This window comes from Massilia agri, assembly GCF_024753255.1.
Taxonomy (GTDB): domain Bacteria; phylum Pseudomonadota; class Gammaproteobacteria; order Burkholderiales; family Burkholderiaceae_D; genus Telluria; species Telluria agri.
This window is the reverse complement of sequence record NZ_JANUHA010000001.1, coordinates 423323-443777: the sequence shown is the minus strand read 5'-3', so window position 1 is coordinate 443777 and position 20455 is coordinate 423323. Positions and strand designations below refer to the sequence as shown.

The 20455-nt window shown below is 64.3% G+C and carries 20 protein-coding genes; 14 read left to right on the top strand and 6 right to left on the bottom strand.

Annotated features, from left to right (window positions below):
- Positions 1-78: 78 nt before the first annotated feature.
- Positions 79-1125 (bottom strand): glycoside hydrolase family 43 protein, encoded by a 1047-nt coding sequence (locus NX780_RS02015; RefSeq protein WP_258826197.1) that lies wholly within the window; start codon positions 1123-1125, stop codon positions 79-81.
- 237 nt (positions 1126-1362) lie between these two features.
- Between NX780_RS02015 and NX780_RS02010 the strand changes: the two genes are divergently transcribed.
- The 3 genes from NX780_RS02010 to flhA all read left to right on the top strand — a co-directional run bounded on the left by NX780_RS02010 (position 1363) and on the right by flhA (position 5180).
- Positions 1363-1695: a DUF805 domain-containing protein gene (locus NX780_RS02010; RefSeq protein WP_258826196.1), complete on the top strand. Its 333-nt coding sequence runs from the start codon at positions 1363-1365 to the stop codon at positions 1693-1695.
- Positions 1696-1869: 174 nt separating this feature from the next.
- Positions 1870-3045, top strand: coding sequence for a flagellar biosynthesis protein FlhB (flhB, locus tag NX780_RS02005; protein WP_258826195.1), 1176 nt, complete (start codon positions 1870-1872; stop codon positions 3043-3045).
- Complete coding sequence (flhA, locus tag NX780_RS02000; protein ID WP_258826194.1) at positions 3045-5180, top strand: flagellar biosynthesis protein FlhA; 2136 nt, start codon at positions 3045-3047, stop codon at positions 5178-5180. The genes flhB and flhA overlap by 1 nt, the downstream gene beginning before the upstream one ends.
- Positions 5181-5488: 308 nt before the next feature.
- Here the strand turns inward: flhA and NX780_RS01995 are convergent, their stop codons facing one another.
- Positions 5489-5947 (bottom strand): DUF2778 domain-containing protein, encoded by a 459-nt coding sequence (locus tag NX780_RS01995; RefSeq protein ID WP_258826193.1) that lies wholly within the window; start codon positions 5945-5947, stop codon positions 5489-5491.
- A gap of 242 nt (positions 5948-6189) precedes the next feature.
- On the opposite strand from NX780_RS01995, the gene flhF reads away from it, so the two are divergent.
- From flhF to NX780_RS01965, 6 genes are all read left to right on the top strand, one after another.
- On the top strand, positions 6190-7644 hold the full coding sequence (flhF, locus tag NX780_RS01990; protein ID WP_258826192.1) for a flagellar biosynthesis GTPase FlhF: 1455 nt from the start codon (positions 6190-6192) through the stop codon (positions 7642-7644).
- Positions 7637-8422 carry a MinD/ParA family ATP-binding protein gene (locus NX780_RS01985; RefSeq protein WP_258826191.1) on the top strand — a complete coding sequence of 262 codons (786 nt, stop codon included), beginning with the start codon at positions 7637-7639 and terminating at the stop codon, positions 8420-8422. The genes flhF and NX780_RS01985 overlap by 8 nt, the downstream gene beginning before the upstream one ends.
- A 172-nt stretch (positions 8423-8594) precedes the next feature.
- Positions 8595-9326, top strand: a complete 732-nt coding sequence (locus NX780_RS01980; RefSeq protein ID WP_258826190.1) for an RNA polymerase sigma factor FliA — start codon at positions 8595-8597, stop codon at positions 9324-9326.
- On the top strand, positions 9308-10051 hold the full coding sequence (locus tag NX780_RS01975) for a flagellar motor protein (RefSeq protein ID WP_258826189.1): 744 nt from the start codon (positions 9308-9310) through the stop codon (positions 10049-10051). The genes NX780_RS01980 and NX780_RS01975 overlap by 19 nt, the downstream gene beginning before the upstream one ends.
- 7 nt (positions 10052-10058) lie before the next feature.
- Positions 10059-10811, top strand: a complete 753-nt coding sequence (gene motD / locus NX780_RS01970; protein WP_258826188.1) for a flagellar motor protein MotD — start codon at positions 10059-10061, stop codon at positions 10809-10811.
- 53 nt (positions 10812-10864) lie between these two features.
- Positions 10865-11365: a hypothetical protein gene (locus NX780_RS01965; RefSeq protein ID WP_258826187.1), complete on the top strand. Its 501-nt coding sequence runs from the start codon at positions 10865-10867 to the stop codon at positions 11363-11365.
- Positions 11366-11475: 110 nt separating this feature from the next.
- Here NX780_RS01965 and NX780_RS01960 read toward each other — a convergent pair whose 3' ends face one another.
- From NX780_RS01960 to NX780_RS01950, 3 genes are all read right to left on the bottom strand, one after another.
- Positions 11476-12012, bottom strand: a complete 537-nt coding sequence (locus NX780_RS01960) for a PEP-CTERM sorting domain-containing protein (protein ID WP_258826186.1) — start codon at positions 12010-12012, stop codon at positions 11476-11478.
- Between the two features lie 278 nt (positions 12013-12290).
- Positions 12291-13421, bottom strand: a complete 1131-nt coding sequence (locus NX780_RS01955) for a M35 family metalloendopeptidase (protein WP_258826185.1) — start codon at positions 13419-13421, stop codon at positions 12291-12293.
- Between the two features lie 217 nt (positions 13422-13638).
- Positions 13639-14682, bottom strand: coding sequence for a M35 family metalloendopeptidase (locus NX780_RS01950; RefSeq protein ID WP_258826184.1), 1044 nt, complete (start codon positions 14680-14682; stop codon positions 13639-13641).
- Positions 14683-14910: 228 nt separating this feature from the next.
- Here NX780_RS01950 and NX780_RS01945 point away from each other — a divergent pair, with 228 nt between their 5' ends.
- The 5 genes from NX780_RS01945 to NX780_RS01925 all read left to right on the top strand — a co-directional run bounded on the left by NX780_RS01945 (position 14911) and on the right by NX780_RS01925 (position 20053).
- Positions 14911-17538, top strand: coding sequence for an EAL domain-containing protein (locus tag NX780_RS01945; protein WP_258826183.1), 2628 nt, complete (start codon positions 14911-14913; stop codon positions 17536-17538).
- Positions 17539-17583: 45 nt separating this feature from the next.
- Positions 17584-17754 (top strand): hypothetical protein, encoded by a 171-nt coding sequence (locus tag NX780_RS01940; RefSeq protein ID WP_258826182.1) that lies wholly within the window; start codon positions 17584-17586, stop codon positions 17752-17754.
- A gap of 251 nt (positions 17755-18005) precedes the next feature.
- Positions 18006-18164 (top strand): hypothetical protein, encoded by a 159-nt coding sequence (locus tag NX780_RS01935; protein WP_258826181.1) that lies wholly within the window; start codon positions 18006-18008, stop codon positions 18162-18164.
- A 156-nt stretch (positions 18165-18320) separates the two neighbouring features.
- Positions 18321-18752, top strand: coding sequence for a DUF2231 domain-containing protein (locus tag NX780_RS01930; RefSeq protein WP_258826180.1), 432 nt, complete (start codon positions 18321-18323; stop codon positions 18750-18752).
- 41 nt (positions 18753-18793) lie between these two features.
- Positions 18794-20053, top strand: a complete 1260-nt coding sequence (locus tag NX780_RS01925) for a PQQ-dependent sugar dehydrogenase (RefSeq protein WP_258826390.1) — start codon at positions 18794-18796, stop codon at positions 20051-20053.
- A gap of 9 nt (positions 20054-20062) precedes the next feature.
- Here NX780_RS01925 and NX780_RS01920 read toward each other — a convergent pair whose 3' ends face one another.
- Complete coding sequence (locus NX780_RS01920) at positions 20063-20434, bottom strand: cupin domain-containing protein (RefSeq protein WP_258826179.1); 372 nt, start codon at positions 20432-20434, stop codon at positions 20063-20065.
- Positions 20435-20455 lie beyond the last annotated feature (21 nt).

The window sequence follows — 20455 nt, the reverse complement described above, 5'->3', positions numbered from 1 at the left end:
CGACCGCGCGTTCAGCCAGATCATGCGAAGCCACACCGCATGCCGGAGTTGGACGCGCGGTCGGCGAAGCCGACCACCCTACAGCTGCCGTGGTTCTACGCCCTCGTTGGTCAGCACCACCGGCTTGATGGTGCCATCCGCATTGAAGAACATCGGCTCGATCGCCATCTCGCGGTGGCTGCCGTCGGTCTTGTCGAGCGGGCGGCGGTGGTAGGCGATGTACCAGTCGTCGGTGCCGGGGATGTTGACCACCGAGTGGTGCCCCGCGCCGCGCGCGATGCGGGCGTCCTGCTGCAGGATGGTGCCGATGCGCTTGAAGGGACCGAAGGGCGACGAACTCATGGCATAGGCGACCTTGTAGTCCGGCCCCGTCCAGCCGCCCTCTGACCACATCAGGTAATACACGCCCTTGCGCTTGGCCATGAAGGAGCCTTCCACATAGGCCGGATCGGGCGTGATCTCCTTGTAGGTGCTGCCGTCCGGGAAGGGCACGACGCTGAGCAGGTCGGGTGCGAGCTTGACCACGTTCGCGTGCTTCCAGCCGCCGTAGTACATATAGACCTGGCCGTCGTCGTCCTTGAACACCATCTGGTCGATCGGCTGGGCGCCGTTGACGATCTGGTCGATCAGCGGGCGTCCCAGCGCATCCTTGAACGGTCCCTCGGGGCGGTCGCTGACCGCGACGCCGATCCCGCCCAGCTGCCCGTTGCTCTTGATGTCGTTGGCGCCGAAGAAGAGGTAGTACTTGCCCTTGTGTTCGATGGCCGACGGCGCCCACAGGGCGTAGGCCGCCCACTTCACGTTCTCGACGTCGAGCGCGCGCGGATGCTTGGTCCAGTGCACCAGGTCGGTCGACGAGAAGACGTCCATATAGGTCTGGTGCAGGTAGGGCTCCCAGATCAGGTCCTTGCGCTCGCGCATGCGCTGCTGTTCCGGCGTGAAGCGCGATGCGGGGACGGGCGCGCCATAGGGGGCGGAGAAGGTCGGGTAGATCCAGTAGGTCTTGCCGAAGATGCGGATCTCGGGGTCGGCGTACCAGCCGGGGACGATCGGGTTGCCCGCGTGCGCGGACGCGGCGAGGGCGCCCGAGAGGGCAAGTGCGAGCAGGGCGGCTATTTTTTTCACTGTGGTCATCCTCCATCAAGGTTGCAGCCTGCACAACAATAATGAAGTTCGGGATGTTTGCCTACGCAAGGCCTGCCTCGGCCTGCGAGTTTAGTGGCGGCAGGCGGCGCTTTAGCGCCTTCGCCAGTGCAGCCGCTGCAGGCCGGATGATCGCGCGACGTGACAATCCGAGATATTTACGGACTGCATGGCGTGCTATGTTGCCCTCTTTCAACTTTTTTACGGAACGAGCGCAAGATGACCTTCACCGAATCGATCTCCACCTGCTTCAGCAAATACGCTACCTTCGACGGCACCGCTTCGCGTTCCGAGTACTGGTGGTTCTTTCTCTTCCTTGTACTGACGGGACTCGTGCTGAGCATGGCCAGCGATACGGTCGCAGCGATCTTCAACCTGGCCACCATCATTCCTTCGCTGGCCGCCGGCGCCCGCCGCCTGCACGACACCGACCGCAGCGGCTGGTGGCAGCTGCTTCTCCTGATCCCGATCATCGGTTGGATCGCTGTTATCGTCCTGCTCGCCCAGGAAAGCAAGCCGAATCGTTACGCCAGCGCGGCCGTTCCAGTTTGACCAGTGCTGTTGGCAAGCTGCCAGCAAAACAGCGGCTCGGCGTTCACTGCTGAGTCGCTTTCCTGCAAACAAGTGCAAATAGCGGGTATTTGCGAGCCTGTTTCGCTTCTAGCCGTACGGCAACACCTGAGATAATCCTGTTTTCGGTAGACGTACCCAACAGGAGCGCGGTGGATGGCAGGCGACAGCGACGCAGAAAAGACAGAACCAGCGTCACAACAAAGGCTCGATAAAGCCCGCGAAGAAGGCGACGTTCCCAGGTCGCGCGAACTTGCCACGTTTGCTGTCCTGATGGTCGCAGGCGCCGGCCTGTGGATGACCGGCGGCTCGCTCGTCGGCAAGCTCGAGCTTGCCCTCCAGTCGGGCCTGTCGCTGAATCGTGAACAGGTCTACAACCCCTCGATCCTGATCGAACGCATCACCACCGACCTGGTGGCGGTGCTGCTCGCCTGCCTGCCGCTGGCCGGCGCCATCATGCTGATCGCGCTCGCCTCGCCGCTCCTGATCGGCGGCTGGAACTTCTCCAGCAAGGCGTTCATGCCGAACTTCATGAAGCTGAACCCGATCACGGGCATCGGCAACATGGTCTCCACCAATTCCCTGGTCGAACTCCTGAAGGCCGTCGCCAAGACCCTGGTGATCGGCGCCGTGGCCTGGGTGGTCATCATGGGCGAGAAGGACGCGATGCTCGGCCTGGCGCTGGAGCCGCTCAATGTCGGCAGCACCCACGTGGGCGAGCTGATGGCCAAGGCCTTCCTCTTCATCGTCGGCGCCTATGGCGTGATCGCGCTGATCGACGCCCCGTGGCAGCTTTATCACTACCACGACAAGATGAAGATGACGCGCCAGGAAGTGATCCAGGAATCCAAGGAATCGGACGGCAATCCTCAGATTAAGGGCAAGATTCGCCAGATGCAGCGCGAAATGGCGCGCGGCCGCATGATGCAGAATGTCCCTACTGCGGATGTGATCGTCACCAACCCGACCCACTATGCGGTGGCGCTGAAGTACACCGACGGCCAGAAGGGCGCGCCGCGCGTGGTGGCCAAGGGCGTGGACGACGTGGCTGCCAAGATCCGCGAACTGGGCGCCGAGCATAAAGTGACCCTGCTGGAAGCTCCGGCCCTGGCCCGTGCGCTGTACAAGCACACCGACATCGACGAAGAGATCCCCGAAAAGCTGTTCTCGGCGGTGGCGGAAGTCCTGGCCTACGTCTACCAGCTGCGCGCCTACAAGAAAGGCGAGGGCATCTACCCGGATCGTCCGACGAAACTGGCGGTGCCGGCCGAGATGGACCCGAATGACCCGGCCTACAAGGGCCCTGGAAGCAATAACGGAGTGTTGCATTAATGAACAACAGCATCAAACTGCCGGCATGGGCGAACGGCCTTGCGGCCAAGGGCGCCAGCGCGCTCGCCGCCCCGATCTTCATCGTCGTCCTGCTGGCGATGATGATCCTGCCGCTGCCGGCCTTCGTGCTGGACGTGTTCTTCAGCTTTAACATCGCGCTGTCCGTCATCGTGCTCTTGACCGCCCTGTACACGGTCAAGCCGCTCGACTTCATGGCTTTCCCGGCCATCCTCCTGATCTCCACGATGTTGCGCCTGGCGCTCAACGTCGCTTCTACCCGCATCGTCCTCACCGAGGGCCACACCGGCGGCGCCGCCGCCGGCAAGGTGGTCGAAGCCTTCGGCCACTTCCTGATCGGCGGTAACTTCACCGTCGGTATCGTCGTCTTCATCATCCTGACGATCATTAACTTCTCGGTCGTGACCAAGGGCGCGGGCCGTATCGCGGAAGTCGGCGCGCGCTTCGCCCTGGACGCGATGCCGGGCAAGCAGATGGCGATCGACGCCGACCTGAACGCCGGCCTGATCGGCGAAGCCGACGCCCGCAAGCGCCGCAACGAAGTGGCGCAGGAAGCCGAATTCTATGGCGCGATGGACGGCGCCTCGAAATACGTCAAGGGCGACGCCGTCGCCGGCATCATGATCACCCTGATCAACGTGATCGGCGGCCTGATCGTCGGCATCGTGCAGCACGACCTGGCCGCAGGCCAGGCGGCGGAAACCTATACGCTGCTGGCCATCGGTGACGGCCTGGTGGCGCAGATCCCCTCGCTGATCATCTCGATCGCCGCCGGTATGGTGGTCTCGCGCGTGGCCAACGAAGACGACATCAGCAGCCAGGTGACCAACCAGCTGTTCGCCCGGCCGGAGGCCCTGTACATCACCGGCGGCATCATCTTCGCCCTGGGCATGATCCCGGGCATGCCGAACCTGGTCTTCCTGCTGCTGGGCAGCGTCCTGTGCGGCGGCGGCTACATGATCGCCAAGCGCAAGAAGGACCAGCCGGCCCGGGAAGCCGCGGAGGCCGAAGCGGCAGCCGCCGCAGGTGGCGCCGCGGGTGGCGCGGGTGGCGCAGGTGCGCCGGCCGAGTCGGAAGAGGCGACCTGGCAGGACGTCATGCCGGTCGACACCCTGGGCCTGGAAGTGGGCTACCGCCTGATTCCCCTGGTCGACAAGAACCAGGGCGGCGAGCTGCTCAAGCGCATCAAGGGCATCCGCAAGAAGTTCGCCCAGGAAGTCGGCTTCCTGGCGCCGCCGGTGCACATCCGCGACAACCTGGAGCTGAAACCCTCGGCCTACCGCATCACCCTGAAGGGCGTGGAAGTGGGCGCGGGCGAAGCGATGAACGGCCAGTTCCTGGCGATCAACCCGGGCATGGCCAGCGGCACGCTGCCGGGCCTGGTGACCACCGACCCCGCCTTTGGCCTGCCCGCCACCTGGATCGACGCCAGCCTGCGCGACGAAGCCCAGAGCCTGGGCTACACCGTGGTCGACGCCGGCACCGTGGTGGCGACCCACCTGAACCACCTGATCACCATGCACGCCTCGGAACTGCTGGGCCGCCTGGAAGTGCAGGCGCTGCTCGACCACCTGGGTAAGGAAACCCCGAAATTGGTCGACGAGCTGGTGCCGAAGGTCGTTTCCCTGTCGACCCTGCAGAAGGTCCTGCAAAACCTGCTGCAGGAAGGCGTGCACATCCGCGACATGCGCACCATCATCGAGGCGCTGTCGGAATACGCGGGCCAGACCCAGGATCCGAACGAGCTGACCGCCATGGTCCGCGTGGCCCTGGGCCGCGCCATCGTCCAGCAACTGTTCCCGGGCACCAACGAGCTGTCGGTCATGACCCTGGACAACCGCCTCGAGCGCCTGCTGATGCAGGCCATGGGGGCGGGCGGCGACGGTACCGGCATCGAGCCGGGCCTGGCCGACACGATCGCGCAACAGGCGGCGAATGCCGCCCAGCAGCAGGAGCAGATGGGCCACACCCCCGTGCTGCTGGTGCCGGCCCCGCTGCGCGTGTTGCTGTCGCGCTTCCTGCGCCGCGCGGTGCCGCAGCTGAAGGTGCTGTCGCACAATGAGGTTCCGGAGTCCAAGACGATCCGGGTGACCAGCCTGGTTGGCGTGCCGATGTAATAGGGGAGGGCAAGCGGCGAAGAATGTTTGGTGCTAGGAAGTTTTCGCGCCCTTTCCCAGTCGCCGCCAGAGGATCAGGCTCGAAGCGGTCAGGAGGAGCACGGCAAAGAATGAGCAAGCGAGCGCGACCAGGGTTTCGAGATCGCGCAGCTCCTCCCCGTTGCTTGAGCCATACAGTTCAAGTAGCCAGAGTGAAATAGCGGGAGGCATATGCGGTCCCAGGTCTGGACGAGCGATCCATAAGTGCGCCAGCGCTGCAGTGGCAACGAGGATCCAGACGAGAAGTGCGATGCGCGCGCTGGCCGTTTTCACTTGACCGTCACCCGCCCGTACGCTTTGAGCTCGCTGCCGGGGATGGCGATCTGGCCGCCGGCTTTGATGTGGGTACGCAGAGTATTGAAATCGGCGCGCTTGTCGATGGTGATGCAACCTTGGCTGATACCAAGGTTGCCCTTGGGGTGAAGTCGAAAACTTCCTCGTTTCACATTGTTGCAGAAGGTTTCGTCGTCAATTTTTTTGTCCATCGCGTAAAGAGCAAACCAGTCTGATTTGTCGCTAAAGAGATCACGGAAGACACCAAGCCGGCCCCCGGACTGGCGATCCACGATGTAGTACACCCCGGGAGGAATCGGCCCGACGCTGGCATGACAAGCGAACTCCCGCCGGTTCGCATGCGCGCCAAGGCCGGAAAACGCCGGAAATAGCATCTTGTTCAGTTTAACTGCGCTCATCGGCTTTCCGTTGAGATCGAACGAGCACTCTAGCATCGACTCCTCCTGGTAAAGGACTGCAAGCTTTAGATCGTAGTGAATCAGCTCAAGCGCTTGCTGAGCTCTCGCAAGACCCGGACATCTAGGGCTGGCTGAGCCCCGCGTGCGGTCCGCCTTTGGAAATAGGCCCATTTCCCCTTCTTTCTCCCACGATGGTTTCCTCACGGCATCGCCAATAATGCTGGCTATGGACGGGCGGTTTCGCCCGCGGCGAACATGATTGAAGTGCGGAGAACAAGATGAACGTGAAGAAATTTACTGCAGCGACTTCCAGGGATGCATTGCGCAAAGTGCGCGAAGCGCTGGGTCCTGACGCGGTCATCCTCTCGAATCGCCCGGTCGACGGCGTGGTCGAGATCCTGGCGCTGGACAACGACGACGTCGCCTCGCTGTCCGCCCCGGCCATCGAGGAGCCGCAGCCGGCCGCCTTCAGCGCCTTCGACAGCGATTTCGACCCGGAACCGACCTTCTCGCGCAGCGCCTTCGCCGCCGCTGCCCGCGATCCGCAGCCACAAGTGCGCCAGCAGCCGGCCGCGCGCGCCGCCGCACCGTCGATGACGGATCCGTTCGCCGGCCAACCCTATGTCGAGCGCCGTGCCGCTCCCGCCATCGAGCCGGAAATCCCGCCGACCTACGTCAACCGCCGCGCCCCGACCCCGGAGCCGGGCATCGACATGGCCGCCATGACCCAGATGATGAGCGCCGCCATCGCCCAGGCCAAGGAATCCGCTGCCGCCGAGATGAGCGGCATGATGAGCGAGATCCGCGCCATGCGCGGCCTGATGGAGACCCAGCTGGCCGAGCTGTCCTGGAACGCCACCGCCCAGCGCGAGCCGCAGAAGGCCGCCGTGCTGCGCGAGATGCTGGCCGCCGGCTTCTCGGCGACCCTGGCGCGCTACCTCATCGAAAAAATGCCGGCCACCAAGGACGCCGCCGACGCGCTGCGCTGGATCAAGACCGTCCTGGCCCGCAACCTGACCACCATCACCAACGAAGACGACCTCCTGAACCGTGGCGGCGTGTTCGCCCTGGTCGGCCCGACCGGCGTCGGCAAGACCACCACCACCGCCAAGCTGGCGGCCCGCTGCGTGATGCGCCACGGCCCGGACAAGCTGGCCCTGATCACCACCGATGCCTATCGTATCGGCGGCCACGAGCAGCTGCGCATCTACGGCAAGATCCTGGGCGTGATGGTGCACTCGGTGAAGGATGAGGCCGACCTGCGCATCGCCCTGAAAGAACTGAAAAACAAGCACACCGTGCTGATCGACACCATCGGCATGTCGCAGCGCGACCAGATGGTGACCGAGCAGGTCGCCATGCTGAGCGAGTCCGGCGCCGACGTAAAGCGCCTGCTGTGCCTGAACGCGACCTCGACCAACGAGACCCTGAATGAAGTGGTGCGCGCCTACCAGGGCAGCGGCCTGGCCGGCTGCATCATGACCAAGCTGGACGAAGCCGCCTCGATCGGCAATGTGCTGGACGTCGTGATCCGCCAGAAGCTGAACCTGCACTACATCTCGAACGGCCAGCGCGTGCCGGAAGACCTGCACCTGGCTGACCGCGCCATGCTGATCGACCGCGCCTTCCGCAATACCCGCAACGCCGCAAACCAGTTCGGCGACGCCGACCTGCCGATGATGATGTCCGCGGCCGCCGCAGACCGCAGCATGCGCGAGGTGCACCTTGGCTAGTTTCGATTTCGACCAGGCCGAAGGCCTGCGCCGGATGCTGCAGGGCCCGCGCCCGCGCATCGTGACTTTTCTGTCCGCCACCCCTGAAGACGACAAGGGCGCCATGCTGGTCAACCTGGGCGCCTCGCTGGCCCAGACCGGCAACGACGTCCTGATCGTCGACGCCTGCGAGCGCGACTACGGCGTGGCCCGCCGCCTCGGCCTGAACCGTTCGGCCACGCTGGCCAGCGTGGCGCGCCAGGAAGCGGCCCTGAACCAGGTGATGCACGCCGTGCCCCAGGGCTTTTCGGTGGCCACCCTCGGCACTCCCGTCGGCAACACGGACACCCGGCGCCTGGCCAAGACCTTCGACGTGCTGGTCAAGCAGGCCGGCATCGTGATGGTCGACGGCGAACTGGGCCCGGACGGCGAATTTCCGCTGCCGCTGATGGCCTCGTCCGAGATCGTGGTGCAGGTGGGAACCTCGGCCGCTTCGATCACGAATGCCTATGCCCTGATCAAGCGCCTGTCCCAGCAACTGGGCCGCCGCCCCTTCGGCATCCTGGTTACTGGCGCGACAGAGGCCGAGGCCAAGGTTGTATACGATAATATGTCTACCGCAGCAAGCCGTTACCTGGCGGTCAGCCTGAGCTCGATGGGCTCGGTGCCGGCCGACGAGTACCTGCACCGGGCTGCGCGCCTGGGGCGGGCCGTGGTCGATGCCTTCCCGCTGGCGGGTGCATCGGTTGCGTTCCGCCGCCTGGCCGGCAAGTTCGCGCTGCATGCAATGCGGGCATGAATTCAGGCAGTGGTAGGGTGGGCGGTCCTCCGCCCACGCGTTCAACTATGGCATGTGGAGTGGTAACGCCAGGTGTAGTTGAACGCGTGGGCAGTAATTCAGGCCAGTGGCCTGAATTACGAAATTGCCCACCCTACGACAAGCCAAACCAAGAGAAAAAGAACACTAACGCATGTACACGGTCAAAGGGAAAGCGGACAAGAACCATTTGCTGACGGAGCACATGCCGTTGGTGAAGCGCCTTGCCCACCACATGAAGGCCAAGCTGCCGCCTTCGGTGGAAGTCGATGACCTGGTCCAGGCGGGCATGATGGGCCTGCTCGACGCGATCAACCGCTACGAGGACAACCACGGGGCCCAGTTCGAGACCTATGCGGTGCTGCGCATCCGTGGCGCCATGCTCGACGAGCTGCGCAACAGCGACTGGATGCCGCGCAGCACGCGCCAGAACATGCGCAAGGTCGAGGCCGCGATGGAGGCGCTGCAGCAGCGCCTGGGCCGTCCGGCCAGCGAATCCGAGATCGCCAAGTCGCTCAAGATGTCGCTCGCCGACTACCAGGAAATGCTGGGCGACTCGGGCGGCCACCAGCTGGTCTACTACGAAGATTTCCACGACAGCGAGGACGGCAGCGACGGCTTCCTCGACCGCTATGCCGTGGACGACAGCGACCCGCTGCGCAGCCTGCTGGATACGGGCTTCCGCCAGGCGGTCATCGACGCCATCGACAATCTCCCGCCGCGCGAGAAGATGCTGATGGGCCTCTACTATGAGGAAGAACTGAATCTGAAGGAAATCGGCGCCGTCATGGGCGTCAGCGAGTCGCGGGTGTCGCAGCTGCACACCCAGGCGGTCTCGCGCCTGCGCGCCGCCCTCAAGGAGCAGTTGTGGACTGGGCAAGCGTAGCCGGGCTGGTGCTCGCGATCGCGGGCATCCTGGTCGGCCATACGCTCGATGGCGGCAAGTTCGCCTCGCTGGTCCAGCCGGCGGCCTTCGCCATCGTGGTGGTCGGCACCTTCGGAGCCGTGCTGCTGCAGAGCGACAAGCGCAGCTTCGCGCTGGGCATGCGCATGCTGCGCTGGGTGTTCTTCCCGCCCAAATCGGGACGCCAGAAACTGTCGCAGGAAATCGCGCTGTGGAGTCTCTCCGCGCGCCGCGACGGCCTGCTCTCGCTCGAGCAGTACATGGGCACGAAGGACAAGTTCGTCCAGAAGGGCCTGCGCCTGGTGGTCGACGGCATCAACCCCGACAAGATCCGCAGCTTGTTAGAGGGCGAGATCAATGCCTACGAATTCTCGCAGCGCCAGGCGGCGCGCATCTGGGAATCGGCGGCCGGGTATGCGCCGACCATCGGCATCCTGGGCGCCGTGCTGGGCCTGATCCACGTGATGGAAAACCTGTCCGATCCCTCGCGGCTCGGCTCGGGCATCGCCATCGCCTTCGTGTCCACCGTCTATGGCGTGGGCCTGGCCAACCTGTTCTTTTACCCGGTCGGGAATAAATTGAAGGCCATCGTCAGCGACAAGGTGGCCCAGTACGAGATCCTCGCCGAAGTCTTCCACGACCTGGCCACCGGCGACCATACCCGCGTGGTCGACGAGCGCGTGGCCAGCCTGCTGGCCCGTCACTAAGGCCGGTATGGCGCGCAAACGCTACGACGATATGGTAGCCGCCGGCGAACACCATGAGCGCTGGCTGATTTCCTACGCCGACTTCATCACCCTGCTGTTCGCCTTCTTCGTGGTGATGTACGCGATCTCCATCGTCAACGAGGGCAAGTACGCGGTGCTGTCCGAAGCGCTGGGCGACGCATTCGGCGGACGCGGCGCGGCGCCGCAGGTGAACACCAATGTCGAGCCGGTGCTGCCGCTCTCCCACATCGTCAACCGCAAGCGCCTGGAAGCGGCGCGGCGCGAGCGCGAACGCATGGAAGTGCTGGCCAAAGACTTGACGGCGACCCTGATGCCCCTCGTGAAATCGGGCCAGGTGAGGGTGACGCAGAATGCGCGCGGCGTCAGCGTGGAGCTCAACGCCAGCGTGCTCTTCGACCAGGGCCAGGCCGTGCTGCAGCCGGACGCGCGCGAAGTGCTGGGCGAAGTGGCGGGCTTGCTCAAGAACGATCCGCATGCGATCGAGGTCGAAGGGCATACCGACAACCTGCCGATCACGAACGAGCAGTATCCATCGAACTGGGAACTCTCGGCGGTGCGCGCCGCCAGCGTGGTGCGCCTCTTCATCGAGCAGGGCGTTGCGGACGCGCGCCTGTCGGCCATCGGCCATGGCGCCACGCGCCCGGTGGCGCCGAACGATACGCCGTTGAACCAGGCCAGGAACCGCCGCGTGGCGGTGATGATCCTCGCGACGACGCCGGAGCCGCTGCTGGTACAGTGAAATAAAATAACGTTTTGGCAGTCTGGGTGAAATATTCTTTCATAGGAGCACGCATGCATGTCAAACCGCATCTCATACGATTCCTGCCTGTGCTGGCCTTCGCCCTGGGTGGCCTGGTGAGCGCCGTCGGCGCGGTGGAGAAGGACACGCCGGTGCGCCACCAGCTCGAGGTCGAGACCGGCGCCGGCAAGGTGAAGGTGCGCCTGATGATCGAGAATCGCGGCGACACCCCCATCTGGGTGCCGCGCGAAGTGGCTGCCGGCGACGAGCTGACCGGGCGCCGCTTCGAGGTGCTGGATGCGCAGGGAAAGCCGGTCGACTACACCGGCATGATAGTCAAGCGCGGCGCGCTCACCGCGAGCGATTACCAGGAAGTGAAGCCGCACTCCATGCACATGAATACCATCGACATCACGCCGACCTATGCTTTCCGCAAGGGGAAGAACAGCTACGAGATCCGCTACGACGGTCCCTGGCTGGCCGACATCGGGCAGCTCGACGCAGTTCGGAGCAGCCCCGCGGCGCCGGTGAAGTTCAGCTTCACCGGGCGTTAGCGGGTCGCGTGGGTTGCCGTGACCGTTAGTGGCGCCGGCAGGGCGCCGGTTGCGGCGCCCGTGAAGCCGAGCACGTGAGCACGGCCCGGGGGCCAGTCAGGCCAGGCAGTTCAACGGCGCGAGCGGCGGCGTGCGAGACCGGCGCCGGCCAGGCCGGCAGCCAGCAGGGCAAACGATGCCGGTTCGGGAACATCGCTCGGCGCCACGCCCACATTCACGACAATCGACTTGCCATCGTAGTCTTTCCAGTTCAGGTCAACATAGGACGGCGCCCAGGTGAGCACGAGTCCTGCGCCGCCGAGGCTGGTGTTCACGGTGTCCAGGGCGGCAAAATCGATCGTCACACCGGCGAAGGTGATGCGCGGGCCGTTATGCTCGACGGTGTTGTTCCAGCCCAGGTCGTGGAGGACGCTGTATACGATGCGCTCGTCCTGGACGTCGATCGAATACATGCCCTCGACAACGAACTCGACGCCATTGCCGACCGTGGCGGTTTGCGGCGCCATTCCTTCGCCGGTGTAGATGTCGCCGACAGTCGGGAAGCGGTATTCGAAGGTGGCGGTGCTACCGAGCAGGCCGGCGTGGGCATGGCCAGCGCACAGTCCGGTGGCGAGCAGGAAGGCGGTCAGGAGTTGTTTGGTTTTCATCAGGGATCCCTCTGGTTATAGTTAGCCCTGACGTTTTAGCAACAATCATGCCACCTTGATAAGTTGCTGTATTTATTCATATTTACGTGGATGTCAATTTCCTATTGTAAAGTTTCCCGACAGCTATTGCATGAATAGCTGAGCAGGAAGCGCTGCCGTATGTGCGTACCACCCAAGGCTTGCCTGGGCAAGGCTGGGGCCGGAAATCGTGCTTGCATTGCAAAACATCCGAAGTCCGGCACGCCTTGCCCACCCCGAACAATGTCAAACGGGCTCGGTCAATTCAGCGCCGGCGTGTTCTCTGCGAAGTACTCGTGCGAGTCGGCGTTGTCGACCGCCTTGGCCGGGTCGCTGATCGCCAGGCTGGCGGCGCCCGACTGGCCGTACACGTGGTCGTCGGTGCCGGCCACCACGTTGAAGTGGCTCATCTCATGCACCAGGGTGCCGCCCTTCGAATCGGTGCCGGTCATCGGCGCGGCCCAGAAGGCCTTGCAGACGTAGATCTTGTAGGGCTGGGTCGGGTAGACGTAGGCGTAGTAGTTCTGCTTGCAGCCGCAGTCCACGGTCACGGGCTTGTTGGCGAAGGCGTCCTTGATGGCCGCGAAGTGCGACTTCACGGTGGCCACGCGGGTGGCGTTGTTGGCGCCGAACCACTTGGTGTAGCGGGTGCCGATCACGCCGTTCTGCATGTAGGCGTCGCTATTGCTGGCCATGTTGCTGCCGGCCGACATCGCCTGGGCGATGGTGGTCTGCTGCGAGGTCGTGCACTTGCTGAAGCTCAGGCTGGCGGCAGCCGGCTGCGCCGCGGCGCGCTTCATTTCCTCGATGTCGAGCATGAGCTGCGACTTCTGGCCACGCGCCACGCGGCCGTCGATCCAGACCGACACCGGGTTTGACGCGAGCGAGGCGTTGTCGACGCTGGCATTGTCGGCGTCGAAGGCGGCGGCCGCGCCGGCGCGGGCGTTGTCCTGGGGCTGGGCCAGGAAGAGCTGCGGCGACGAGGTCTTGTAGGCGATCTGGTAGTCGCCGCTCACGCTCATGTCGTACAGCGCGGACAGCTCGACCTTCATGCTGTGCGAGGCGCCCGGTTTCAGCACGAAGTAGTCGGACCTGGTCGGCGCCGCGCGCTTGATGTGGGCGCCCAGGTAGGGTACCGGCTGGCCGTCGCGCTTGATGTCGAACAGGGCTTCCTCGATGCCGTTGAAGGGCGTGCGGAACTTCAGGATGTACTGCGGCACGGACGAGGTATTGGTGAAGGTGACGCGCACCACCACATCGTCCGTCTGCCCCAGCGCCGTTTTTTCGGGAACGAGGGTGACCGCCACGCCCTTGGGCGCGGCGGCCGCGTTGCATGCTGCCGCGAGCGCAGCGATGCCGACTGCCGACTTCATGAAGCGATTGAAGCTCATGTTCATTCTCCGTATGAAAATAGTGTTATGTGGCCCTGTCGGGCCTTATTGAGTTGCTCCGATGATATGGAGACAACGCAAACAATATTTACGGAATGCTGAGCCGGTGTAAAGTCGATTCGCTCCGGGTGTTACAAAATTTGTGAAAAATCAACAGAACCTGAAAATGTAGAATCGTGCGCTGGTAATTTGTCTGTACAAGTGCTAAGCCGCCTGATCATTGTTGCGGCGGCGTGTTCTCCCCGAAGTATTCGTGCGAGTCGGCATTGTTGATGGCGCGCTCCGGACTGGTACGCGCCAGCTCGGCCGCGCCCTGCTGGCCGTAGACATGGTCGTCGGTGCCGGCCACCACGTCGAAATGGCTGAGTTCATGCAGGAGGGTGCCGCCGCGCGAATCCGTGCCCGTGAGCGGGGCGGTCCAGAAGCCCTTGCACACATAGATCGTATAGGGCTGGGCCGGATACACATAGGCGAAGTAGGGCTCGTTGCAGCCGCAGTCGACCTTGAGCGGCTTGTTCTCGAAGGCGTCGCGGATCGCCGCGAAATTGCCGGCCACCTTGGTCCCGCGCGTCGCATCGAGCGCCCCGAACCAGCCGGTATAGCGCGCCCCGTAGTTCGGCCCCGCGCCCAGGTAGGCATGGGCGTCGACCGTCATCGCGCGGCCCGCGTCGACGGCCAGCGCCAGCTGTTCCTGTTGGGCGTTCGAGCACTTGCTGAATTCCAGTCCCGCGCCGCTTGCCGCCACCTTGGCCGGCGGACGGGCGCCGCGCGGCAGGCGGCCCTCGATCCAGATCGAGACGGGGCTGGAGGCCAGGGTCCCGGCCAGCGGGCGCAGGGAAGGCGTCGCGAACAGGCCTGATGCGCTGGTGCGGTAGCGCAGGGTATAGGAACCCGTCACGTTCATCTCGTAGAGCGCCGACAGCTCGACGGTGCTGCTGAGCGTGGCGCCCGGCGCCAGCAGCAGGTAGTCGCCTGGCCCGGGCGCCGGGCGCTTGGCGTGGATGCCGAGGTAGCGCACCTGCTGGCCGTCGCGCTGCACCTCGAACAGGGGCGACGTCATCCCCTCGACCGGCGTATGCCACTTCAAGACGTATTGCGGGGCGGCGCTGTTGTTGGTGAAGGTGACGCGCACCTGCACTTCGTCGCTGCGGCCGTACTGCTGGCGCACCGGCGTGACGGTGACACCGAGGTCCTGGGCCGGACTCGGGGCGGCGGCGAGCAGCAGGAGCAGGGGAGAAAGGGAAAGGGGCAGGCGCTGCATGACGGTCTCCTCGGGTTGGGAATCGTCCTACTGTGCTGCCGGCTTCACGCCGAGGTGTTGCGCCATCCCAATGGTTTATTTGCGGTAGGCAATAAAACCACACCAACAGTATGGCTAATTAACAACAGCTCGTGAGTATTCGTGAATATTTACTCGATCTCATGTTAAGCGATTGCTATCATGCAATGACACTATCCCAGAGTAAATATTTCAGCTGCAGGTCCCAGCATGACATCCCCGCATCGAAGCAGCACGGAACAGCCTCCCGCATCGTCCTCCCATGAGCTGCGCACTTTCCACGACGTCATCGACGACATCGCGCGTGAAATCGGGCTCGATTCCGACGAGGTCGAGGCGCGCAAGGCCTTCCTCGAACTCGGCGAAGCCGATGTGGCGGCGCTGCGCGACATCCACGAGCTGCTGGACACGCAGCGCGACGCCTTTTCCGACCGCTTCTATGCCCATTTGCTGGCCTTCCCCCAGCTGAGCGCCCTGCTCGGCCCGGGCGCCGAAACGCGCCTGCGCCACGTGCAGGCGAGCTACTTCAGCAGCCTGACGAACGGCGACTACGGCCAGGACTACATCCGGGAGCGCCTGCGCGTCGGCGTGACCCACCAGCGCATCGGCCTGGATCCGAAGTGGTATATCGGCGCCTACCGCAAATACCTGTCCGAGCTGCACGACATCCTGTGGCGCCGCCTGCACGGCCAGCCCGAGCGCTTCCGGGCCGCCGTCGAGGCGATCCTCAAGATCGTCTGCTTCGACATGGGCCTAGCGCTCGACACCTATGCCCACGCCGACCAGCTCGCCAATCTGCAGAACCAGAACTACCTCGAACAGGTCATCGACGGCATGCCGGCCGGCCTGGTGGTGGTCGATAGCGAGCTGCGCGCCTGTTCGATGAACCGCATGATGGCCGACCTGCTGGGCGCCCCGGACGAGGCGCTGGCCGAGGAAAGGCTGCCGTTGATCGAACTGATTCCCTGTCCGGAACTGGCCGCCTGCGCCGCCGAGACCCTGCGCACCGGCGCGCCCCACGACAATGTGCTGGTCACGCTCGACGGCCGCGCCGACGGCGTGCGCTACGTCGACTTCAACATCCGGCGCGCCCGCAAGGACGGGGTCCACATCCTGCTATTGATCGGCCAGGACATCACCTTCCGCCGCAAGGCGCGCCTGCGCCTGCAGGAAAGCGAGGAATTCTTCCGCCTGACCTTCAACCAGGCCGCGGTCGGCATCGTGCTGCTGGGCGCCGACGGCCGCGTGCTGCGCACCAACAGCAAGATGTCGCAGATCCTCGGCTACAGCGAAATCGAGCTGCTGGCCCGCTTCTACCAGCAGTTCATGTGCGAGGAAGACCTGGTCGACGAACAGGCGCTGATCGGCGGCCTGAGGGCGGGCGAGATCAGCGAGTACCAGCGCGAGAAGCGCCTGCTGCGCCGCGACGGCGCCCGCGTCTGGGTCAGCGTGACCGTGTCGAGCATGCGCGACGCCAACGGCAACCAGCGTTTCATCTGCGTGGTCAAGGACATCCAGCGCCAGAAGCAGGCCGAGGAAGCCCTGCTGCGCATGGCCAACCACGACGCGCTGACCGGCCTGCCGAACCGGGTCCTGATGCAGGACCGCCTCGGCCAGGCCATCATGCACGCCCACCGCACGCGGCGCCAGGTGGCGGTGATGTTCATCGACCTTGACCGCTTCAAGCACGTCAACGACAGCCTGGGACACGATGCCGGCGACCAGCTGATCGTCGAGATCGCCCGCCGCCTGTCGAGCAGCCTGCGCGAGAGCGACACCGTGGCGCGCCAGGGCGGCGACGAATTCGTGGTGGTGCTGCCCGACCTGGCCGGCAAGGACGATGCCGCCAAGGTGGCGCGCAAGCTGCTCGACAACCTGTTCCAGCCATTGACGCTGCGCGGCCAGGAAGTCTTCCCTTCCGGCTCGATCGGCATCGCGATGTACCCGCGCGACGGCGAGGACAGCACCACCCTGCTCAAGTGCGCCGACAGCGCGATGTACGGCTCCAAGGGGCAGGGCGGCAACCACTATTCCTTCTATACGGCAGAGATGGGCGCCCAGGCCTACGAGCACCTGCGCATGGAAGGCGCGCTGCAGCGCGCCCTGCAGCGCCAGGAATTCCTGCTGCACTACCAGCCCGTGGTCGACATCGGCAGCGGCGTCGTGACCGGGGTCGAGGCCCTGCTGCGCTGGCAGCCGCTGGACCGCGAGATGGTGTCGCCCGCCGAGTTCATTCCGCTGGCCGAAGAGACCGGCCTGATCGTCCCGATCGGCGACTGGGTATTGGCGACCGCCATGCGCCAGCAGAAGGCCTGGGTCGATGCCGGCCTGCCGCCGGTGCGCGTCAGCGTGAACCTGTCGGCGCGCCAGTTCCTCGGCCAGGACGTGGCCCAGCGCGTGGGCGTCCTGCTGAAGGAAACGGGCTGCGATCCGGCCTTCCTGACCCTGGAGATCACCGAGAGCGTGCTGATGGAAAACCCGGTCGCCGCGACCGAGACCATGGGGCGCCTGGCCGCGATGGGCGTGCAGCTGGCGATCGACGACTTCGGCACCGGCTACTCGAGCCTGGCCAGCCTGAAGCGCTTCCCGATCCACAGCCTCAAGATCGACCGCTCCTTCGTGATGGACCTGACCCAGGATGCCGACGACGCCGCCATCGTCAACGCCGTGATCGCGCTGGCGCACTCGATGAAGCTGAACGTGATTGCCGAAGGGGTGGAGACCCAGGAGCAGCTGGCTTTCCTGCAGCAGCATGGCTGCGACCAGATGCAGGGGTATTGCTTCAGCAGGCCGGTAGCGCCGCAGGGGATCGAGGCGATGCTGCGCAGGGAGGCTTGAATTCTTGTAGCATCGTAGGATTGCGGATCGTCGGGGAACTGGGCAATGCAGAAAGAAAAAACCTGGCAAGTCGTAGTGAAAGAAACCTTCACCAAGACGCGTGATGAACGCTACGCTGAGTCGACCAAAGGGCAAAAAATCGTCTATTGGATATTCATGGCAATTGTCTGGGGCGTATTACTCTACACCTTTGTGAAAGCGTACTTGCTCCGTTAGTCAGGACATTTCCTCCGAAGCCAGTGATCCATTAGCTGAAGTCACCACTGCGACAGTGCCCAAGGCGGGGTGAGGTCTGACATCTGGACACGGTCTCAGCCCTAACGCGCGACAAATCGCGCTTTCACCAGTTCAGCAGCCGAGACTTGATGAGCCGGTGTCTGAATGTCAGACTTGAGGCAGTCTCGGTTCGCCCGTCCTTCCTTATACTAGATAGTGGGCGAGGAGGACTGGACAATCGAGAGGGGCAGATGCACAAGAAAAAGACTTGGCGCGTGTTGACAAAAGAAACCTTTACAAAGACGCGGGATGAGCGATATGCCGAGTCCACCAAAGGCGAGAAGACCGTCTATTGGATCTCCATCGCCCTCGCATGTGCGGGCATCTTCTATCTTCTCGTGCTCGCATAAACTAGCGGAAGGCGCACAGGACGCGCAGGGGATCGATGCTGAGCGGGGCCGTGTAGGCCTTTTCCGCTCGGTCTCGGGTCTCGTCTCAACAATGCGACAGCCGAATCCTGAAATCGATATGATTTAATTAACTTAAATCACGATGAGGGACACTCCATGTCTTCTGTCAACACAGCCGGCCCGGCCTACCGCAGCCCGCCCGGGCCGCTTCATGCGACCCTGCTCGCGGGAACCGTTCCCCTGTTCCTGGGCGCTCTGCTGAGCGATATCGTCTACTACCAGACCTACCAGATTCAGTGGAGTAACTTCGCTTCCTGGCTCATCGCCGGCGCCGAGCTCTTCTGCGGACTCGCGCTGCTGTGCGCCCTGGTGAACCTGATCCGCGCGCCGCGCAAGGCGGGGCGTCCCCTGCTGTACGTGATCCTGTTGCTGCTGACCTTCGTGGTCGGACTCGTCAACGCCTTCCAGCATGCGAAGGATGCCTGGGCCGCCATGCCTGCCGGCCTGGTCCTGTCGGTGATCGTGACCGTGCTGGCCTGTATCGCGACCTGGATCGGCTTGAGAACGTGGTCGGGAGGTGCGAAATGAGGACGCCGAACATGACACTGAAACCGCTCGCCCTGCTGGGCATGGCGCTGCTCCTGGGCGCATGCAGCAACGAAGGCAGCAAGACCCTTGCGCGCGGCCCGGACCCGAAACTGCCGGCGCCGGAACGCGGCTTGCTGCCCGATATGAAGATCGCCGAGCCGACGCCATGGGGCGACCAGAAGCCCACCGTGCCGCAAGGGTTCACCGTCACGGCGATCGCGACCGACCTGAAGATCCCGCGCCAGACCCTGGTGCTGCCGAACGGCGACATCCTGGTGGCGGAAGGCCGCGGCGGCAACGCCGCGAAACTGAAACCCAAGGACGTCATCGCCGGTTATATCAAGGCCAAGGGCAATACCAAGGTCAAGGGCGGCAACCGCCTGACCCTGCTGCGCGACGCCGACGGCGACGGCAAGTACGAACTCAACACCGTGTTCGCGGAAAACCTGAACGCGCCCTACGGCCTGGCCTTCGCCAACAACAAGATCTACGTCGCCAACCAGGACGAGCTGGTCAGCTTCGATTACCAGCAGGGCCAGACCAAGGCCGGCGGCGCGCCCACCAGCGTCGCCAAGCTGCCGTCGGAGATCAACCACCACTGGACCAAGGCGCTGACGATCAGCCCCGACGGGCGCTTCGCCTATGTCGGCATCGGCTCGAACAGCAATATCACCGAACGCGGCATGGAAGCGGAACGCGACCGCGCGATGGTGTGGCAGATCGACGTGAACACGGGCGCCTACAAACCGTATGCAACCGGCCTTCGCAATCCGACCGCGCTGGCGATCCAGCCCGGCACGGGGCAGCTGTGGGCGGTCGTCAACGAGCGCGACGAGATCGGGCCGGACCTGGTGCCGGACTACCTGACCTTGGTGCGCGAAGGCGGTTTCTACGGCTGGCCCTACAGTTACTGGGGGCAGAATGTCGATACGCGCGTGCAGCCGCCGGACCCGAAGAAGGTGGCCTCCGCCATCAAGCCGGACTACAGCCTGGGCCCGCACGTGGCCGCGCTCGGCCTGGCGTTTTCCCAGCCGGTCATGGGTGAGGCGTTCGCGGATGGCGTGTTCGTGGGCGAGCACGGCAGCTGGAACCGCAATCCGCCGTCGGGCTACAAAGTCATCTTCGTGCCCTTCAAGAACGGCCGGCCCGCCGGCGAGCCGGTCGATTTCGTCACGGGCTTCCGTGATGGCGAAGGCAAGACCCGTGGGCGGCCGGTGGGCGTGACGGTCGATCCGCGCGGCGCGCTGATCGTTGCGGACGACCTGGCCAATACCGTGTGGCGGGTGGCGAAGGCTCGCTGACGCCCCGCCTTACGCCGGCCGGTTCTGTGTACCCGCGCCGCGCGTGACGTGCAGCATGCGGCTCGGTTCCTTCACCTTGGCGGTGTGCCAGACGCCGCGCGGCACCACCACGGCGCCGCTGCCGCGCAAGGCGATGGCCTGGACGCCATCGCCTTGCTCCAGGTGCAGCTCGACCGCGCCCGACAGCAGGTAGACGAATTCGTCGCCTTCCGGGTGCATTTCCCAGGTTAGCCAGTCCTCGGTGAACGCGAATTCGCTGATCAGCCAGCCGTCGCCAGCCCTTTCCATATTGGCGGGCTGCCAGAAGGTGTCCGCCGAAAAGCACTGCGAGCTGCCGTCTTCGGCAAGGTAGACATAGGACTGCTGCGGGTTCAGGGACATATGCTCTCCAGTCGATTGAAC